This is a genomic window from Streptomyces sp. NBC_01454 (assembly GCF_036227565.1).
Classification (GTDB): domain Bacteria; phylum Actinomycetota; class Actinomycetes; order Streptomycetales; family Streptomycetaceae; genus Streptomyces.
Genome location: NZ_CP109462.1, coordinates 190243 through 206967 on the forward strand (window position 1 = coordinate 190243; position 16725 = coordinate 206967).

The following is a 16725-nucleotide window of genomic DNA, read 5'->3' on the forward strand; positions in this document are numbered from 1 at the left end:
GGCAACAGCGACGAAGGGGCGTGGCGGCGCGCCTGCGTCCCGCGGCGGCTGGCCGCTGCATGGGTGGGCTCGCTCATGCTGTCCACCTCGTATCCGGTCGTGCTGAGCGGTGGGCGACGGCGTCAACCCGCTGTGCGTGGCAGGCGAGAGGAGTAGTCGAGGGCCGCCGCTGTTCGAATCCGAGAGGCCGATGCGCAAGGGCGAGTACGGGGTTCATGAAGTCCTCCATCTGGGCGCGTGAGGGGTACTGGTGCTCTAAGAACGCCCCCGTGGGGGGTCCGTAACGGCTTGGCCGGGGGCAGATCGTGGACGAATGTTCTATTGGTCGGTGGTGGGCGCCGGGGCCGCGCCCGGGGGTGGCGGAGATGCACTCGAACGCGGCGTGTCACCCGTTCGTGGACTTGTCCTCGCGGCCGTGAACGCATGGCTGTGACGGCAGCGTCGGCCGGGGCGCTGCCGGGTCGGTGGTGGGGTCAGGTCAGGGGACGGGGTGTTCCAGAGCCTCGTTCCAGGCGTCGATGCCGGCTGGGTCGAGGAGTGGCGCGACGGGGGCGTTGAGGTACTCGTGCTCGACGAAGTACAGGCCGGCGGTTCCGGCATGGCCGGGGAAGAGCTTGTTCAGGCGGCGGGTGACGGCTTCCGGTGCGGCGTCTTCGGCATCGAGGAGCCGACGGGCGAGGATCTTGCGGTTCCACACGTCCAGGCCGAAGGAGTCGGTGTTCCGGGACGCGTGGGAGGCCATGATCGCGGCGGTGTAGGGGCCGACGCCCTTGATCTGCTGAAAGGTCTGCACGAGGTCGCCGGCGCTCTGGAGTTCCTCGGTGGTGTGATCACGGAAGAAGGCGGCGAAGTCGGGCAGGGTCTTGGCACGGTAGCCGAGGCGGTCCTGCTCCTTGAAGGTCTCGGCGGAGACGTGCGCCAGTTCCTCGGGCGTGAACCAGGCCCTGAGCGTGATGCCGTCGAAGTGGACGAGCTGGCCGTGGTGGGTGAGGAGGTTGCGGGTCATCTGGGTGGTCCGGGCGATGGTGACGTTCTGCAGGAGCAGGGCGACCACCGCGATCTCGAAGTGGTCTTCGGGACAGCTCTGCCGCATGCCGGACAGCGAGCGGAGTGGCTCGCGGATCTGCGGTACAGCGGAGGCGAGTTCGGTGAACTGGCTGAGGTCCTCGTCCAGGCCGTAGGAGGAGGTCAGTCGGCGTGCCAGGTGCTCGCGGTGAGCGGGCTTGTAGTCGCCGTCGGTGTAGATGTCGGCGATGACGAGCCGGTCTTCGGCGTGCAGGCGTACGCCGGTGACGAGGTCGCCGGCCCGGAAGGTCCGCCAGGAGCGGGTGGCGGTGTGCGCCTCGAGCCCGGTGGTGTAATGGGACGGCTTCCAGAAGGTGTGGAGGAAGTCGAAGGGACCGTCTCCGGTGACGGGCAGTTCGAGGGTGTCGGCGTGGTCGAGGTGGCGGGGGGTCACGTCATGCTCCTGGGTGGCGGCCGTGGGTGGATCTCAGGCGGGAGTCGTCATCGGGCAGTCCGTCCGGCGGCGCCGGGCCCGGGGGCGCGGCGGTGTCGTAGACGGCCAGGGTGCGGCGCAGCTGGCCGGCTATCGCCGCGCGCAGCTCCTCCGGTTCGGTGACGATGACGTCCGGGCCGTAGCTGCTGACCAGGGGAATCAGCCACTCCCACCGGTCGACGAACAACACGATCGTCAGGGACCCGTCGTCGTGTTCATGGACCTGGGACGTGGACTTCAGGCTCAGGCGCAGCATCTCGTCGCGTGCCGCAGCCGTGACGTTCAGGGCGACGCGTACCTCGCCCTTGCCGTAGTCCTCCATGGCCTGCGCCCACCAGTCGCGGACGGAGAAGGACTCGGGGTAGGCGAAGGTCAGGTCGGTGGGCACCAGCCGGTCGACCAGGTTGAGGCGGTACCGGGCGGGGCCGCCGGTGGCGCGGGCGGCGACCATGTGCCACTCGCCGGCCTTCCACACCACGCCGTAGGGCTTGAGGAGAGCGGTCTCCTGGCTGCCGGTCTTCGTGCGCCAGGTGGCTTCGACGGCGGTCGCGGCGAGCATGGCGGTGCGCAGGATCGGAAGGTGCCCGGAGCCTTCATCGCGCCAGTACCAGTCGGCGGTGTCGAAGTGGATGCGCCGGGCCAGGCGCCGGATGACCTCTTGGACGGTGTCGCTGATGCCGACCGCGCGGGCGCGGTCTTCGGTGGCGGCGGCGTCGGGGTCGAGGAATCCCAGGACGTACAGCCGCAGGGCGTGGTCGGAGTCGATGGTCAGCGGGTCGAGGGCGGTGTCGGGGGAGAGCCGGTATCCGCCGACCTTCCCGGGCTGGGCCTGGATGGGGATGCCATGAGCGGTGAGGGTGGTGATGTCGCGGTAGATGGTGCGTTCGGTGACGCCGAAGCGGTCGGCCAGCTCGCTGGCGGGCACGTTGGTGCGGCTGCGGAGCATGTGCACGATGCCCAGCTGCCGGGCGCGGACGGCGTCGACCATCAGAGTGCCGCCCCCAGCGGATAGACCTGGCCGGTGGCGTACGACCACTGCTCAGCGGTGGCCAGGTCGATGCAGGTGGCGGCGACCTCGTCCAGGGACAGGGGGCGCCCCCAAGGCAGCTGTTTGTAGTAGGCGTCGGGGTCGGTGACGCCCTTGAGGGCCATGACGTGCTGGGCGAGGGGCGAGTCGATGAGCGACGGTGCGAGGAGATTGACCCGGACGCCGTGCTGCAGCTCCTCCTTGGCCAGGGTAATGACGAGGGAGGCGAGGGCGGCCTTCGCCGCGGTGTACGGGCCGTTGCCGGGACGGGCCGCCTGCCCGGCGTCGGAGCCGACCGCCAGAACGCGGGCACCGTCGCGCCGGGCCCGGTCGGCGAGGGCGTGCCAGGTGCGGACGAAGCTGACGACGTTGGCCTGGTGAACCGACTCGTACTCGCTGACGTCGGTGTCCGCGACGGTCCGCTTGGTGGAGGGGGCACCGATGCAGGCGAACACCGCGTGCAGCCGGCCAGGGCAGAAGTCGACAGCATGCCGTAAGGCGGCGGTCGCGGCGTCGTCGGAGGCGTCGAACCGTACCCAGGAGGAGTCCTCGTCCTGGGGCGGGCGGGTGCGGTAGGTGGCCACGACCTGCCAGCCCTCTGTGATCAGGCGGGTGCGGATCGCTGCGCCGAGAGTCCCACTGGCGCCGGTCACGACGGCCAGCGGAGCGACAGCGGACGGGGGAGCGGTCACCGGGCTTCGGCCTCCGGCTGGGCGGGGGCGTCGGGGTGGTCGGTGTCCCACATCTCGGCGAAGCGCATCTGGTCGTCGGGAATGCCGAACAGGGCGCCGACGGCCCGGGCATGGGCGATGGCGTCCTCATCGCCGCGGGGGATGTCGACGACGGTGCGCGGGAAGACCACGAGCATCCGCGTCTCATCGATCAGGTGGGCGTAGTACAGCCGGGACTTCAGCGCGGCAGACAGAGCCAGCGCCAGGGCGGCCGCCCGGTCGCCCGGCACGGCCAGCTCAATGATCTCGATAGGGGTGCGCTCGTCGAGCAGATGCGGGTAGCGGCGGTCCTCCATGCCGGAGAAGCCAGCGGGGAGTTCACCGCCGGTGAGGCTTTCCGTGATGACGACGGCGCGCATGCTGGTCACGCGGAACAGGTCCTCTCGGTCAGTGATAGGGGAAGGTCAGGGCCTCGAACACGGTGCGGCCAGTGCACAGCGCCAGCAGCCGTTCGACGCCCAGGCCGAACGTGAACACGTCGGCGGGGTCGCAGTCGATGTCGGTGAAGAAGTCGACCGGCCCCTGGTCCGCGGGAATGCCGTGGAGCTGTGTGCGCAGGGCGATGTTCGCCTCGACCATCGGCCGGTAGTCGGCGGCGGTGCGCAGTTTGACGCCGCCGTCGCAGATCTCGGTGCCGGCCGCTATCAGGGAGAACCGCTCCGCTCGGCCGGTCGCTTCGTTGATGCGGGAGTTGTGCCGCAGCTCCCAGGGGAATCCGTACAGCACGGTGGGCTGGGTGACGGGCTTCTCCACGGCGTGCTTGACGAAGTCCTCCATCACCGCCCAGTCGGTGCCGTCCGCCTCCAGGCCGCGCTCCTTGAGCCAGCCTCGGGCGGCGGCGACCAGTTCCGCACCGGTCGGGGCCTCGGTGACGCCGAGCGCTTCGGCGATCGCGTCGTCGACGGGGCGCGTGTGGATGGTGGTGAAGTCGACTGCGGGGGTGGCCAGGGTGGCGAACGTGGTCTGCACCGTGTGCTGCACCAGGCTGGTGACCAGGTTGATTCCGGTCTGGAGGTTGATGTCGCGGGCGGCGGTCTGCAGCATGGTGAACTCGATCGCGTGGCTGTCGTCGGCCTGCTCGGCGCGGATCGCCTTGGACAGGTCGAAGACGCGGTCGATGCTGACGACGACGCGGCGCAGGTGTTCCTCGGCGGAGTGCCGCAGGTGGAAGGACTGTCCGGTCAGCGGGTGGTGAGTGGCGAACTGCGGGATCGGGGCGCTCTCACGGTCCTGACACAGCACGGGGGTGGCGACCTCCGTGTAGCCGGTCTCGTGAAGCCAGCCGCGCATGGCGCGCACCATGTCTGCCTTGGCCAGCAGAAGGGTCCGCTCGGCGGGGTGCTGCTTGAGGAGAGTGCCGTACAGGCGCCGGTCGTCGGGGGCGATGGTCACCGGTCTCCTCCTTCGGACGGGGTGGTCCAGGGGGAGGTGATGGTGAGGGGGTGCTCGGCGGTGGAGTCGAGCAGGACCTCGGCGCCGATGGGCAGGGTGTGCTTGAGGGGGGTGTGCCCGAAGGGCAGGCCGATGGCGATGGGGAAGTCGTACTCGGCGCACAGGTCCGTGACCATCTGCTGGGCGCCCGTCCCGCGGGAGGGCTCACAGCCGAGGAGTTCGCCGACGACCATGCCGGAGATCTGGTCCAGGACGCCGCAGTCTCGGAAGTGGGTCAGGGTCTGGTCCAGCTGCTCGATCGGCTTGAACGCGTCCTCCCAGGCGAGGACCGCCCCCTGCCAGTGCGGTTCCCACACGGTGCCGAGCAGGCAGCGCAGCGAGGACAGGCATCCGGCGACCAGAGGCCCTTGCGCGGATCCGGTACGGGCCCACCCCAGCGGGGCGTCGATCCGGGCGGCGTGCGCCTCGCCGGCGAGCACGGCCGCGAAGTGATCGCCGGTCGCTGCCGGGGCGTCGGCGGAGCCGAAGTCCCACAGGACAGCGGGCCCGTGGAAGGTCGGCATGCCGGTGCGGGCGGTGATCGCGTTCAGCAACACCGTCGGGTCGCTCACCCCCACGATCGGCTTCGGATGGGCGCCGATCAGCGTGTAGTCCAGGCCGCGCAGCAGCCGGTTGGCGTTCTTGCCGCCCCCGGCGCACACCACGGCCGCGATGTCGGGGTCGGCGATGAAGGAGTGGAAGTCGTCCAGGAGAGCGGTCTCGCTGCCGGCCCGGTAGCCGTGGGTGTCCAGCGCGTGGGCGGCGATGACCGGCTCGAACCCGCGGCCGCGCAGAGCGTCAAGCCCGCGTTCGAACTGGTCGGGGTTCTGGGCCGGTTCGGGCGCGGACACGGTGACGATGCCGATGCGGTCGCCCTTGGTGAGCGGGGCGGGCAGAACACGTGCGGTACTCAAGCGAGGTCTCCTCTGGCTGGGGCTGGCCGCCGCGCACCGGATCACCCGAGGGGTGATGATTCCGGTGCACAGCGTGACGGTAAGGGGTGTCAGCGGGCGGGGGCCAGCCGCATCTGAGTCGCCTCCCGGGCCCGGGCCGCGGTGGCGTCGGTCGTCCAGGGGGTTAAGGACGTGTAGTAGTCGAAGCCCGACCACTCCTCCAGCGAGGCGGGCGGGACGAAGCCGGCTTCCAGGGCTTGCTCCCACAGCGGGGTGCCCGGGTACGGGGCGAACAGGTGCACCCGTGTCTCGGGCTGCGGGTCGAGCTGCCGCAGCTCCTCGATCAGGGAATAGGTGTCCTCCATCTCCGCGTCGCTCTCGCCGGGGAACCCGACGATGAACGTGTAGGAGCCGAGGATGCCGTGGGCGGCGATGTCCGCCGCGACGTCGAGAATGCTCGCGCGGGTGATCTCCTTGCGGACCACGTCGGCCAGCACGCGGTCGTTGCCCGACTCCACGCCCATCAGCAGCCGCGAGCAGCCGCTCTCCGCGATCCGCTCCAACAACGGGAGCTTGGCCCGGCGGGCCTTGAGGATGTCGTTGGGGTTGATGCTCGCCGCCCACCGGATGTCCACGCCGCGGTCGAGCAGCCCGTCGCAGAAGCCGAGGGACCTGCGCAGGTTCACGAACCAGTCCGCGTCGTAGAACTTCACCCCGTTGATGCCGTACGCGGCCTTGAGCGCGACCACGTCGTCCAGGAGGTCGTGAGCCGCCATCGCCGAGTACTTGCGCTGGTAGGTGAGTTCGAAGCAGAACTGGCACTTGTAGACGCAGCCCTGGCTGGAGACGTAGTTGAGCGTGCGGGTGGCCACCGTGGGGTCATCACGGATGTACTTCGCGACGTCCAGCAGGGCCCAGGGGTAGGCGCCCAGGTTCCCGGTCCGCGGCGGGTTCACTCTTCCGCACATCACGCACTCGCCGTTGTCGATCCGCAGGCCCGGTACCAGCCGGCGCGGCACGCGGCCGAGGAGCGACTTCACGTACTCGAGCATCGAGTTCTGCCCGGGGCCCTGAAGGACGGCGTCGACGAGTGGGTGCGCGGCGGTCTGCTCGGGCTGCACATTGACGTGAGGTCCGCCGAAGACGACCGGTGGGCAGAAGGGGTGCTTCTTCGCGGCCCGCACCATCTCCAGGGCGTGCCCGATCTGCCCGCCGCCGGTCATGATGCTGACCCCGATGCACACCGTCTGCCCGAGGTGCTCGTCCAGCAGCCGCTCCCACGCCGCGGCGTCCTTCTGATTGCCGTCGAACAGGACCACGTTCACCAGGCCGCTCTCCATGAGCGGCTTGGCGATGGTCAGCAGCGAGAACGGCATCCAGAAGTAGACGTAGTCCTTCTCGTGGTCGATCTTCGGATAGACCAGGATGACCGTCGGCAGACCCTCCCGCGCTTCGGAGGCCGGGGTCGACGGAGCGGTCGTCAGCCCGGAGGGGAGTCCCATGAACACGCCGCTCACCGGTGCGCCTCCAGCAGTTCCTGAGGAGTGGCGTCGCCGGGCCGGAAGTAGGCGGCGGCGTACATCTCGAACGCGGCTTCCACCTGGGCGGCCAGCGCCTCCTGGTCGTCCTTCTCCAGCAGCGGGGCGAGGTCGACGGTGACGTCCTCGCGCAGGAGGCAGAACTGCAGCCGGGCGTCGGCGGTCAGGCGCAGCGCCATCAGCGCGTCGTGGCACGGGAAGAGCGGGCAGCCGCGGCACACCGATCCGTACCAGGCGCCGGCGGTGGAGTCCTTGAGGACCACCTTGGTGCCCGAGGGCATGGTGAACACCGTCATGGGGTGGCCGAGGCCGCCCTGCTGCACCGTCTCCTCGTCGATGGCCCGCACGCGCAGGTCGCCCGCGAGCTCCTCCATGGAGACGTAGAGGTCGGGAAGGTTCCGGCTGCGCTTGATCTCCAGGCGCCGGGCGAAGCTCTCGCTGCCCTCGCCGAGGTCCTTGATGATGTCGAGGAGCTTCACACTCTCGACCCCGGCCTCTTCGCACCACGCGATCAGCGGGTCGATCTCCGCGGCGTTGATTCCGTCCATGACCACGACGTTGACCTTCACGGGTACGCCGGTGGCCACGCACGCCTCGATCGCGGCCAGCACCTCGGCGTGGTCGTTCACGCCGCAGATCTCGTGATGCAGTCCCGCGTCCAGGGTGTCCAGGGAGACGTTGAACAGGGTCACCCCGGCCTCGGCGAGCGCAGGCGCGAGCTCGCCGATCCTCGGGTGCCGCGAGATCACCTCGACCTCGCTCATGCCGGCCTCTTGGCGCAGGCGGCGCACGACCTCCACGAGCGGTCCGTACAGAGCCGGGTCCCCGCCGGTCAGCTTGATGCTCTCCACACCCTGAGCCCGGACGGCCTTCGCGACGGCGATCAGCTGTTCGGGCGCCAGGTCGGTGCCGGACTCGGTGGCCACGGCCTCACCCGACGGCCGGCAGTAGTAGCAGCTCCGCTTGCAGCGGGAGTTCACCGTTACCCGGACTTGCGGTTTCCGCATGTCACCCCTCCCTCGCACATCGCTGACATTCACGCTCACAGCCTCGTGGTCCCTTCCCCTGGCCAGCAACAACGTTGGACAGAGTTGATGTCAGGGTTTGCTGTCCACCCAACTCCGAACCCTGACAACGCTCTTGGTCGAGAAGTCAGTGCACCCGTCCGGGGTGTGGCGCCGCCAGAGGGCGACTGTGGCGATGCCCGCGCCACAGCGCGGCGGCCGGGCAGCGCCCCTACGGTCAATCGCCTGGCGAACAGCCGCCAGGTGCAGGTGAAGGAACGAGGTTGTCGATGCAGGCTGAACTGACGGGCACCGCGGCGCTGGTCACCGGCGCGTCAAGCGGGATCGGGCGGGCAACGGCACACCGGCTGGCGCGCCTGGGGGCGACGGTGGCGCTCCTCGCCCGCCGGGCCGAGGCTCTGGAACAGGTGTGCTGTGAGATCCGCAGCGCTGGCGGTGAGGCCTTCGCCGTCTGTGCGGATCTCGCCGACGCCGCCGGGGCCGAACAGGCCGTCGCCCAGGTCGTCGACACGGCGGGCAGGCTGGACATTCTGATCAACTGCGCAGGAGCCGCGCACCTCAGCTCTTTCGCCGACGCCGTGCCGAGCCGGTGGCAGTCCATGATCGACATCAACCTGAGCGGAACGCTCAACATTGCCCACGCCGCGCTTTCGCACCTGGTGGACGCCGCCGCGTCGTCCGATCGCAGGACGGCAGACCTCGTGACCGTCGGGTCGACAGCCGGGCGACAGGGCAGTCCGGGCACCAGCGTGTACGCGGCGACGAAGCAGGCCGTGGCCGCGTGGAGCGAGGGGCTGCGCCGTGAGCTCGCCCCCTCCGGGGTACGGGTGGGCCTCATCCAGCCCGGCCTCGTCGACACGCCTCTCGCCCGGAGCCTTGGGGGCAGCCCGGGGCAGGGCCTGAACGCCGAAGACGTCGCGGACGCGGTCGCTTACGTCGTCACTCGGCCGGCCGGCGTGGCCGTGGCCGAACTGGTTGTACGCGCCGCCGGCAGGTAGAGCCGCGACCGCTGTGGCGGGCGCATCGCGACACCCGCCCGTCTGGTGGCGCTACACCCGGGGACGGTCGACTGGCGCCCGGGCGCTCTGCGGTGCCCCTCTTTTTTCAACCAGAAGGGCATTGACGGGCGCATGAGCGACGACGAAGTCACCCGGCAGATGGGCAGCCGGATCACACAGCACCGCGACCGCTTCCAGGACCTCTTCCAGAAGTACTTCGCACAGCTGCACGCGGCATCCGACGTGCCCGAACTCAGCCGCTTCGCCCCTGAGTGCCTGCGCATGGTCGAGGAGCTGGCGCTGCGGGGCGGCAAGCGACAGCGGGTCGCGTTCGCCTACGAAGCCGCGAACCTGGTGCCCGGCGGCGCGACGACGGTAAAGGCGGTGGACGCCGCCGCCCTGAGTATCGAGCTGCTGCAGGCCCATCTGCTCATCCACGACGACATCATCGACAACGCGGCCACCCGCCGCGGCGGCCCCTCCACCTACTACGCCTACCGCGACAAGTTCCCCGACCATCCCCAGCACGCCCTGGGCCTGGCCGTCCTGGCCGGTGACCTCGCCCTCGTCCTCTCCCAGCAGGTGATCACGGAAGCCGGACTGGACCCGTGGCTGGCCCAGTCGATGACCGCAGTCCAGAACACGGCCGCCCTGAGCACGTTCATCGGCCAGGTCTTCGACCTCGAACGGGACTTCCTCGGCGTGCCGGAAGAGGAACTGCTGCACTCCGTGTGCGACTTCAAGGCCGCCCGGTCCTCGGCGCTCGCCCCGCTGCAGCTCGGCCTGCTGGCCGCCGAGCAGGACCCGAAGGAGCACGAGCCGACTCTGCGGCGGTACTCCACCTCCTTCGGCATCTCGGGGCAGATGCGGGATGACTACTTGTCGCTCTTCGGGAACGAGGAGGTCACCGGCAAGCCCGCCACGGCCGACGTCGCCGACGGCCGGGTGACCTACCTGATCCGCCGTACGCTGCTTGCCGCCTCGGAGTCCGAGCAGAAGATCCTCTCCTCGGTGCTGGGCCATGCCGGCGCGACGCAGACGGACGTGGACAAGGTCCGCGAGATCGTGACCGCCCACCGTGTCGACCGGAGCCTCCTCGCCGACATGCGCCGCTTCGCCGAGCTGGCCAGCACCGAGGCCGAGCAGTGGGCTTCCTGGGCGGAAGCGGACGCGGTCGCCTTCTTCCGGGACGTGCCCGTGTGGGGCGTCCAGCGGCTGCTGTGAACGCCGGCGGGCCGCGGCATGTCGGCATCGTCCTGGACGGCAACCGGCGCTGGGCGAAGGAGCGCGGCCTGTCCCCCTCCGATGGGCACCGGATCGGCTTCGGCCGGATTCCGCAGGTCCTGTCGTGGTGCGAGGAGAGCGGCATACCCCTGGTCACCCTGTGGATGCTCTCCACCGAGAACCTGCGCCGCGACCCGGCCGAAGTCGAAGCGCTGATGGAGATCATCACCGGTGCGGTCCTGCAGTTGTCGTGGGCCGGCCGGTGGCGCATCCGTCATCTGGGTGAAGGCGACGCCCTTCCGCCCCGTGTGGCGCAAGCGGTCCGCCACGCTGAGCAGGCCAGTGCCGACGCGCCGGACACGCTGACGGTGAATCTGGCCATCGCCTACGGAGGACGCCGTGAGATCGCCAGCGCCGTCCGCCGTCTCCTGGGGGGCTGGGCCCGCGAGGGCGTTCCCGCCGACGAGGCCGCCAAGCTGCTCACCGTCGAGGACCTGAGCCGCGCGATCAGCGGCGGCCAGCCCGACCCGGACCTCCTCATCCGCACCTCCGGGGAACGCCGCAGCTCCGGCTTCCTGCTCTGGGGCGGCGTCGGCGCCGAGCTGTGGTTCACCCCCACCTACTGGCCCGACTTCACCCGCCAGCACCTCACCCAGGCCCTGACCCACTACCGGGAGGCACACCGCCGATGACCCGCTCCGGCTCCGCGATCACTTTCCTCGGCCCGGACGGGGCGGGCAAGAGCACCATCGCCCGCGCCGTCCGCCAACGCCTGGCCGACGAGGGCAAACCCGTCCGCATCCTCTCCCGGCGGGACTACCTCCGGGCCCAGCCCACGGGGCACGTCGCGGACACCAACCGGGCGCTGTACGACGCAGGACTGCGCTCCCTCTACAGCCTCGCCGAAGCCGCCGACGGCACCGCCCTGGGCACCCTGCTGCCTGCCCCGCCGGCCGACCTGCGGGACCGTTCCCTGGAGAGCCGGCTGGACGCGGCTCCGATCGCGGCGAACGACCCGCAGGCCATCACCGCGGCAGCGCTGTGCGAGATCGCCGGCAGCCTCGTCTACTACACCAGCGTCGTCCACCGGGAACTGGAGAGCGGCACCGTCGTCATCGAAGAGACCCACCCGCTGAAGATGGTCAGCAAGCTGTGCCTGCTCGCGCAGCGCACGGCACGCCACGACAGCCACGCCCGTGCCGCCGCCACCGTGCTGCGCTCGGCCGCCATGGTGCTGCGCCCCGACGAGACCCGCACGGTTCCCGTCCTGGTGCGCTGCTCCCCGCACCGCGCGTACGACCGGCTGATCGCCCAGCGCGGCACCCTGGGAGGACTGGAGCACCACGGCGCGGCGGGAAGCGGCCGGGGCAAGGACGCCTACCTCGATCTGCAGACCCGGCTGATGGAAGCCCTGGAGGAGGTCGCCGCGCCCTGGAGGTGCGTGGTCGTCTCCAGCGACGAAGAGGACCAGGACAGCTCAGTCAAGCAGGCCGTGGACGCGATCCTCGCCGACCCGCGGATGGCGCACCTGGCATGACGTCACCGGCCATAGCGGCGCTCCCGCGCCGCGTACGAGCGCAGCGCCCGCAGCAGGTCGATCTGCCTGAACGCCGGCCACAGGACCTCAACAAAATGGACCTCGGCGTAGGCGGACTGCCACAGCAGAAACCCGGAAAGCCGCTGCTCGCCGGAGGTGCGGATGATGAAGTCGGTGTCACGACCGGCCGGGGAGTACAGGTTGTCGGAGATGTGCTCGAGGTCGAAATTCTCCGCGAGCTCCTGCGGATCCCCGCCCGCGGCGGTGTGCTTCTCAAAGGCGGTCTTGACGGCGTCGACGATCTCGCGGCGGCCGCCGTACCCGACGGCGACGTCGACCTTGAGTCCGGCGCGGCCGGAGGTGCGGTCGGCCGCGTCCTTCAGGACGCTCGCGCTTTCACCCGGCAGCAGATCCAGCGAGCCGATGATCTCGATGCGCCACTGCTCGTCGGCCGCGCAGATGCTCTGGACAGTCTCTTCGATGATCTCGATCAGCGGGCCGAGCTCGTTCGCGGGCCGGTGCAGGTTGTCGTCGGAGAGCATCCACAGCGTGACGTGCTCGATCTTGGCGGCGTCACACCAGCGCAGGAAGTCGCCGACCTTGGCCCCGCCAACGCGGTAGCCCTCACGCGGATCGTCGTGCCCGGCTCCGCGGGCCCAGCGGCGGTTGCCGTCCAGCATGATCGCGACGTGCCGAGGGCGGGGAAGGCCCTCCACCTTGCGGGCCAGGCGCCTGACGTACACCGCTTCCAACGCCGCGCGAAGCGCCCTGAGTGCCACGCCGTGTCCCTTCGATCAACAACCACGGGTTTCCGGACGCAACCGTATCGCCACGGAGGCCCACGGAAAGGACGTTCACCCCATGCCCCCAACGGATCTCGCCACCGCCCTGGACCTGATCAACTGGGACAACCCGCGCCAATGCGCGGCCGACACGAGCACGGCCCTGCGCGTCCTGGCCGACGACCGGGAACTGCTGACCGGTCTGGTCACCTCGATCGGCGCCGATTCCGAGCGCCTGGCCCGCTGCGAGACCAACCCTCTCGTCAACCGCCTGGTCCTCGCCGAGGACACCTCCGGCGCCGACCGGTGGCAGCTGCGGCTGCACATCTTCCAGGACGGCCGGCTGGAGCTCATCCCGCACGACCACAAGTACCCCTTTGCCGTCCACGTCCTGACCGGCGGATACGCCCAGGTGTGGAACCGGCGCATCGCCGCCGCCGGACAGACAGGCCCCTTCACCTCCGCCGACCTGGCGCCCGGACTGGTCACCGTCGAGCGCCCCGGAACCGCCTACCTGTTCTCCGACTCCCTGGTGCACCAGACCGCCGTCTTCCCCGGCACCGCCACGCTGTTCCTGCGCGGCCCGGTACGCCAGCGGCGCTGGAACTCCGCTACCGACCTGCACGACACCCGCATCGACGGCGACGACGGCTCTCCCACGGACCAGCGCTACCGCCTGTCCGGCCCCATGTCCTTGTCCGAATATCGCGCCTTCGTCGCCGACCTCGAGCGGCTGGGCGTCCTCACCTCCGGAAGGATCACGCGTTGACCTCTCACGCGCTCGCACACCTGGCCCCGATCGCTGCCCTGCTCAACCAAGGCAGCGCACCCGCCGACGTCCCCGACAACCCGGACATCCTCCAGGGCGGCTGGCGGCCCAGCGCGGTCCGCCAGGCCCTCGACCTGATCACTCGCGCTGACCCCCAGTTCGCCGGACGCTCGTTCACCGCCGCCGGCCACACGCATCTGCTGCTCGCCGAGGACATCGAGCACGACTGCCTGCTCTACCTGCGCCTGTACGCCGAGGGCAGTCCGGGACCGGAAGAGGCGACCGAGAAGACCGTCACCCTGACCCTCACCGGCACCAGCCACGTCGAGTGCTACCGGCACCAGGGGGACGTCGACGACGACCACCCGTGGCTGGTGCGCACCTTCGCGGAGGAGTCGATCTACGCCTGCCACCCCGGGACCCTGCGCACCATCGAGACCAGCGACGACGGCTGCCAGCTCGTCCTGGCGCGCACCGCCCTGGCCCCGACCGTGGGCGCCGCGCCGCTGACGGCCTACAGCTACCGCGAGGCGCTCGACACCGCGCAGCGGATCCTGACCGCCGCGCTGCCGGGCGACGAGACCGCCGCCGAGGTGACCGCGTGACGACGGCGACGAACTGGCTGGAGGAACTGCCCGCCCTCGACGACAGCGACCTGCGCCTGGCCCACCGGCGCAGCCGCGACATCCTGCTCCGGCTCGGCGCCGACCGCCGTCTTCTGACGCAACTCGTCGGCGAGATCGAACACGACCCGCAGCGGATGACCGAGAGCGAGGTCCACCCCCTGATCAACCGGCTCGTGATCTACCAGGATGACGCCCGCGGCTTCCAGATCCGCCTGCACATGTCGCCCGGAGCGCGCGAACTGGTCCCGCACGACCACAAGTACACCTTCACCACCCTGGTCCTGGCCGGTGCCTACATCCACGTCTGGCGGCGGCGGACCGACACCGGGGAAGGCGAGTTCGCTTCCGGAGACCTCCAGCCGGGCCTCATCACCGTCGAGCGCCCCGGCTCGTGCTACACCCTGGGCCATCCGTTGGTGCACCAGACGGTGATGCTGCCCGGCACGGTCACCCTGTTCATGCGCGGCCCGCGGGCCAAGCCCCGCTCGCACGCCGCGCTGGACATGCTGCCCGCCGCCGACGAGTGGCCCGAGGCCTCACAGGCCGGCAAGCCCAAGCACGCGCGCGGGCAGCGGCCGGTCACGGTGGAGGAGTACCGAACCATGAGGAGGCAGCTCGTGGCCCAGGGCATCATCCACATCTGACCAGCGGGGCCGCCGCGTGTACGCGGCGCCCCCTTCCGCCGCTCGCCTCCACTGCGGGCGCCACCACCCCATCATTTGTCACACTGCGAGTTGGATAAGGTGCGAAGCGTGACTGAAGAACGCGACCCGTTGGCGTGGACGCTGAAGAACGAGCGCCCCGAGCCCGCCGGCTACCTGAAGGTGCGCTGCCGCACCTACACCCAGCCCAACGGCAAGGACTCCGACTGGGACATCCTGCAAGGCCCCCGGACCGTCGCCCTGGTGGCGTTCACCGAAGACGACCAGGGCATCCTCGTCCGCCAGTACCGCCCCGGCCCGGGCAAGGTCTTGGCCGAGCTCCCCGGCGGCCTCGTCGGGCCCGACGAGGACGTGGTGGCCGCCGCCGTTCGTGAACTGCTCGAGGAGACCGGCTTCCAGGCGGGGACGGCCGAGGTCGTCATGCAGACCTTCTTGGCGTCCTACGCCACCCACGTCCGGTACGCGGTGCTGGCCCGGGACTGCCGCAAGGTCGCCGAGCCGACCCCGGACGCGGAGGAGTTCGTCGAGCCGGTGACCCTGCCGCAGGACGAGTACGTGGCCCATCTCCTCGGCGGTCAGTACACCGACGCGGACATGGGCCTGGCCGGACTCGTGGCGGCGGGCCTGCTCAAGCAGACAGGTTGAACCCCGGGCCCCCCAGGGCCCGGGTGAGGTGTTCGACGACCGGGACCGGCGCCTCGATGTAAAGACGGGTGGCGGGTTCGGTTCCCGAGGCGCGTACGGCGATCCGGCCGTGCGCGCCGTCGTCGTAGACGACCGGATCGCCGGAGTGGTCGGCCCGCCAGCCCGGCAGCAGCTTCGGCAGTTGGTGCAGCACGTCGGTCAGCGGCTCGGGCACGGTGTGCACGAGCTGGGTGTGCGGGTGCGCGCGCCGTACGTCGGCGACCGCGTCGTCCAGGGCCTCCAGGGTCGGGAACGCGTGGAGGACGGCGGTCAGCGCAGCGAGGCTGTCGCGCTCGAAGTAGCTGCGGCTGCCGCTGACATGGACGAGGGCGCCGTTCGGTTCCAGGCCGAGAGTCGGCTTGGGGTTGTTCTGCCAGGCGGTGACGATGTGCTTGAACCCGACGGGCGTCTCGGTGACCCGTAGCCCGGGCCGGGCGCGCTTGGCCGCCCGTACCGCCATGCGCGGGGCGACCGCCGTGGTGATCAGCCGGTCGACCGGCAGGCCCGCGTACAGCAAAGCTGCGGCCTGCTCGGGGCTGCCGATGTAGCCCGAGCGGCGGCTGAACAGCACGAGCCGGTCGCCGTCACCGTCGGTCATCGCCAGCAGCGCCGACCGGGCCTGATGTTCCAGGAGTTCGCGAGCGGTCTGCTCGGCCTGGGGGCGGGGGACGGGGTCGGGGGTGCGGCCGGCGAAGAAGGGCAGCGGGCGGGCCCGCAGGATCCGGACCGCTTCGAGATGGCCGGCCAGGGCTCCGACAGCGCCGTGGGCGGCGTCCAGGAGCACGTCGGCGTCGAAGTGGGTGGCGGCTTCGTCGAGGGCGGCGCCGGTGGCTGCGGCGTACGGGGCGAGGACGTCGATGGCGGGGTGGTTGCGCTGGGGCAGGCGGCCCGGGTCGAGGACGGCGCCGGGTGGCGGCTGGGGCCACACGATGCCGTGACCGGCGGCGTTGCGGAGCTTCATGCCGATGTAGCCGGGCGGGTTGTGGCTGGCGGTGATGATGACGGCCGCGCTCAGGTCGGCGGCCTGGTGGACGAGCCAGCCGCAGGCGGGGGTGGGGGCCGGTGTGGTGGCCAGGTGCGCGGTGATGCCGTGCTCGGCCAGGAGGTCGGCGGCGAGCCGGGCGAGTTCGGGGGCGCCGGCGCGGCCGTCGTAGCCGACCAGGACGTTCTCGCCGAGCACGTCGCGCTCGGCGCAATGGTCGAGGGCGGCCAGCAGGTGCGGCTCTGCGAAGCCGGGCCCGGGCAGGCCGCGCCAGCCGTCGGTGGTGGTGGGAGCGGAGGACATGCGGTGGATCTCCTG

The 16725-nt window shown here is 70.6% G+C and carries 18 protein-coding genes; 8 read left to right on the forward strand and 10 right to left on the reverse strand.

Features of this window, described 5'->3' with window-relative positions; translation table 11 throughout:
• Window positions 1-478 precede the first annotated feature (478 nt).
• The 8 genes from OIU81_RS40765 to OIU81_RS40800 form a co-directional block, all read right to left on the reverse strand.
• Window positions 479-1459, reverse strand: a complete 981-nt coding sequence (locus OIU81_RS40765) for a DNA-3-methyladenine glycosylase family protein (protein ID WP_329155975.1) — start codon at window positions 1457-1459, stop codon at window positions 479-481.
• Between the two features lies 1 nt (window position 1460).
• Window positions 1461-2486 carry a helix-turn-helix transcriptional regulator gene (locus OIU81_RS40770; protein WP_329155976.1) on the reverse strand — a complete coding sequence of 342 codons (1026 nt, stop codon included), beginning with the start codon at window positions 2484-2486 and terminating at the stop codon, window positions 1461-1463.
• The gene (locus tag OIU81_RS40775; RefSeq protein ID WP_329155977.1) at window positions 2486-3217 is read right to left on the reverse strand and encodes an SDR family oxidoreductase; all 732 of its coding nucleotides are present in this window, start codon (window positions 3215-3217) and stop codon (window positions 2486-2488) included. Before OIU81_RS40775 ends, OIU81_RS40770 begins: the two co-directional genes overlap by 1 nt.
• Window positions 3214-3624 (reverse strand): hypothetical protein, encoded by a 411-nt coding sequence (locus tag OIU81_RS40780; protein ID WP_329155979.1) that lies wholly within the window; start codon window positions 3622-3624, stop codon window positions 3214-3216. The genes OIU81_RS40775 and OIU81_RS40780 overlap by 4 nt, the downstream gene beginning before the upstream one ends.
• A 19-nt stretch (window positions 3625-3643) precedes the next feature.
• A complete protein-coding gene (locus OIU81_RS40785; RefSeq protein ID WP_329155981.1) occupies window positions 3644-4648 on the reverse strand; it encodes an amino acid--tRNA ligase-related protein in 1005 nt (334 codons plus the stop codon).
• Complete coding sequence (locus OIU81_RS40790) at window positions 4645-5601, reverse strand: S66 peptidase family protein (RefSeq protein WP_329155983.1); 957 nt, start codon at window positions 5599-5601, stop codon at window positions 4645-4647. Before OIU81_RS40790 ends, OIU81_RS40785 begins: the two co-directional genes overlap by 4 nt.
• An 89-nt stretch (window positions 5602-5690) precedes the next feature.
• A complete protein-coding gene (locus OIU81_RS40795; RefSeq protein WP_329155985.1) occupies window positions 5691-7097 on the reverse strand; it encodes a B12-binding domain-containing radical SAM protein in 1407 nt (468 codons plus the stop codon).
• Window positions 7094-8125: a radical SAM protein gene (locus OIU81_RS40800; protein WP_329155987.1), complete on the reverse strand. Its 1032-nt coding sequence runs from the start codon at window positions 8123-8125 to the stop codon at window positions 7094-7096. Before OIU81_RS40800 ends, OIU81_RS40795 begins: the two co-directional genes overlap by 4 nt.
• A gap of 287 nt (window positions 8126-8412) precedes the next feature.
• Here OIU81_RS40800 and OIU81_RS40805 point away from each other — a divergent pair, with 287 nt between their 5' ends.
• From OIU81_RS40805 to OIU81_RS40820, 4 genes are all read left to right on the forward strand, one after another.
• Window positions 8413-9141: an SDR family oxidoreductase gene (locus OIU81_RS40805; RefSeq protein WP_329155988.1), complete on the forward strand. Its 729-nt coding sequence runs from the start codon at window positions 8413-8415 to the stop codon at window positions 9139-9141.
• Between the two features lie 132 nt (window positions 9142-9273).
• Window positions 9274-10365 carry a polyprenyl synthetase family protein gene (locus OIU81_RS40810; protein ID WP_329155990.1) on the forward strand — a complete coding sequence of 364 codons (1092 nt, stop codon included), beginning with the start codon at window positions 9274-9276 and terminating at the stop codon, window positions 10363-10365.
• Entirely contained in the window at window positions 10362-11057 is a 696-nt protein-coding gene (gene uppS, locus OIU81_RS40815) for a polyprenyl diphosphate synthase (protein ID WP_329155992.1), read from the forward strand. The genes OIU81_RS40810 and uppS overlap by 4 nt, the downstream gene beginning before the upstream one ends.
• Complete coding sequence (locus OIU81_RS40820) at window positions 11054-11902, forward strand: hypothetical protein (RefSeq protein WP_329155994.1); 849 nt, start codon at window positions 11054-11056, stop codon at window positions 11900-11902. Before uppS ends, OIU81_RS40820 begins: the two co-directional genes overlap by 4 nt.
• Window positions 11903-11904: 2 nt before the next feature.
• Here OIU81_RS40820 and OIU81_RS40825 read toward each other — a convergent pair whose 3' ends face one another.
• Window positions 11905-12681, reverse strand: a complete 777-nt coding sequence (locus tag OIU81_RS40825) for an isoprenyl transferase (protein ID WP_329155996.1) — start codon at window positions 12679-12681, stop codon at window positions 11905-11907.
• 82 nt (window positions 12682-12763) lie between these two features.
• Between OIU81_RS40825 and OIU81_RS40830 the strand changes: the two genes are divergently transcribed.
• From OIU81_RS40830 to OIU81_RS40845, 4 genes are all read left to right on the forward strand, one after another.
• Window positions 12764-13453 (forward strand): hypothetical protein, encoded by a 690-nt coding sequence (locus OIU81_RS40830; protein ID WP_329155998.1) that lies wholly within the window; start codon window positions 12764-12766, stop codon window positions 13451-13453.
• Window positions 13450-14058: a hypothetical protein gene (locus OIU81_RS40835; RefSeq protein ID WP_329156000.1), complete on the forward strand. Its 609-nt coding sequence runs from the start codon at window positions 13450-13452 to the stop codon at window positions 14056-14058. Before OIU81_RS40830 ends, OIU81_RS40835 begins: the two co-directional genes overlap by 4 nt.
• On the forward strand, window positions 14055-14723 hold the full coding sequence (locus OIU81_RS40840; protein WP_329156002.1) for a hypothetical protein: 669 nt from the start codon (window positions 14055-14057) through the stop codon (window positions 14721-14723). The genes OIU81_RS40835 and OIU81_RS40840 overlap by 4 nt, the downstream gene beginning before the upstream one ends.
• A gap of 108 nt (window positions 14724-14831) precedes the next feature.
• Window positions 14832-15386 carry an NUDIX hydrolase gene (locus OIU81_RS40845; RefSeq protein ID WP_329156004.1) on the forward strand — a complete coding sequence of 185 codons (555 nt, stop codon included), beginning with the start codon at window positions 14832-14834 and terminating at the stop codon, window positions 15384-15386.
• Here the strand turns inward: OIU81_RS40845 and OIU81_RS40850 are convergent.
• Window positions 15370-16710, reverse strand: a complete 1341-nt coding sequence (locus OIU81_RS40850; RefSeq protein ID WP_329156005.1) for a hypothetical protein — start codon at window positions 16708-16710, stop codon at window positions 15370-15372. The two genes, OIU81_RS40845 and OIU81_RS40850, sit on opposite strands and share 17 nt — an antisense overlap.
• Between the last annotated feature and the right edge of the window lie 15 nt (window positions 16711-16725).

Bases quoted from the DNA above. Each gene is read 5' to 3' on its own strand.
- OIU81_RS40800 (WP_329155987.1), bottom strand. From the start codon at position 8,125: ATGCGGAAACCGCAAGTCCGGGTAACGGTGAACTCCCGCTGCAAGCGG.
- OIU81_RS40805 (WP_329155988.1), top strand. From the start codon at position 8,413: ATGCAGGCTGAACTGACGGGCACCGCGGCGCTGGTCACCGGCGCGTCA.
- OIU81_RS40810 (WP_329155990.1), top strand. From the start codon at position 9,274: ATGAGCGACGACGAAGTCACCCGGCAGATGGGCAGCCGGATCACACAG.
- OIU81_RS40850 (WP_329156005.1), bottom strand. From the start codon at position 16,710: ATGTCCTCCGCTCCCACCACCACCGACGGCTGGCGCGGCCTGCCCGGG.
- OIU81_RS40830 (WP_329155998.1), top strand. From the start codon at position 12,764: ATGCCCCCAACGGATCTCGCCACCGCCCTGGACCTGATCAACTGGGAC.
- OIU81_RS40820 (WP_329155994.1), top strand. From the start codon at position 11,054: ATGACCCGCTCCGGCTCCGCGATCACTTTCCTCGGCCCGGACGGGGCG.
- OIU81_RS40770 (WP_329155976.1), bottom strand. From the start codon at position 2,486: ATGGTCGACGCCGTCCGCGCCCGGCAGCTGGGCATCGTGCACATGCTC.